We start from the raw sequence: 1,170 nt of genomic DNA on the forward strand, positions 1-1,170 counted from the left end.
GAAAAAACCCAAGGAAACTTGTTCTGTGTGAGTTGAGGTTGGCCAAACTCATCTGATTGACCACATGAGCAGAGGGTCATTAATAGGAATAAAGGCAGAATTTTGAAGAAAGTCTTTTTTAACATAAGGCTCTTTTACAGCTGATATTACTATTTTTAATATTATCCAGATTTATACTGTTGCTTACAAGCAAAGCACCATTATAAATAATGAGTTATTGCTAATAATTGTAACCTAAATCCAACGATGTTTATGAGCGTAATAGATTGTAATTATGAATGGTTATAATGAATACTTTGATAAATGACTATCTGTTGAATTAAAGATGTAGCCAGATGCAAGCTACATAGAAACAGCGATAGCTTAAGTACATAACAACTAATAGTGCGTGAAAAAACGGTGATACTGTATCGTTCAACAATGTTATCCACAGTTTCTGTGGACAACATTGTTGAAGAACATAAGTTATTTTTCTAACTATCTGTATTATTGGATCTTTTTTTTGTGGTTAAAAAATAGCGCAGACTTTATTTTAAATCGATTCTCTGTAGCAAATAAGGATAATCACCATTTCTTTTTCGGTTGAAACAGCATATCAAGATCATCACCTTCATTTTTTGGTTTCGGTGCACTAGGTTCACTACGCTTTTGAGCACCCATTATTTCATCGAGCAATTGTTTAGCTTCATCCACTTTATTAGCAATAAAAGGATCATTTGGCGTTTGAGATTTAATCGTGTGCAACGTGTTTAAGGCTTTAGTGACCATTTGTTTGCTAGAACCGTATTGTTTCATAAAGCAAGCCGCTCGAGCTCGACTAATCATAGAGTCAACATTTATTCTTAATTGGAGATTGTCGATACGCATCTCTTCTTGTGCAAAGATAGATGGGTCAACTTTTCCTTTATTATGTTCTGCACGTAAAATCGCTTTGAGCTTTTTGAGGGTTTTAACTAATTCTAAAATTTGTTTATCGTTGTCTGGTAAGCGAAAGTTCTCAATAGCAGGGACTTGGCTTGGCGCATTCGAAACCGAGGTTATTTGCATTTTTATGTCGGCTAAACGTCGTTCATAATCAGATTTCAATTGACCGGATGCGTTAACAATAGATTGTTCTAAAGCATCTTGAATGCGGCGATACAGTACTAACATTATGTGGCTAGATGATGG

General features: G+C 34.9%; 1 protein-coding gene. It reads right to left on the reverse strand.

Features of this window, described 5'->3' with window-relative positions; genetic code table 11:
• Positions 1–564: 564 nt before the first annotated feature.
• Positions 565–1,170: hypothetical protein (locus H5202_RS22925; protein WP_182774044.1), on the reverse strand; the 606-nt coding region annotated here is incomplete at its 5' end.

Origin of the sequence: Shewanella sp. SG41-4, from assembly GCF_014164505.1 — a bacterium.
In the GTDB taxonomy this organism is placed as follows: Bacteria; Pseudomonadota; Gammaproteobacteria; order Enterobacterales; family Shewanellaceae; genus Shewanella.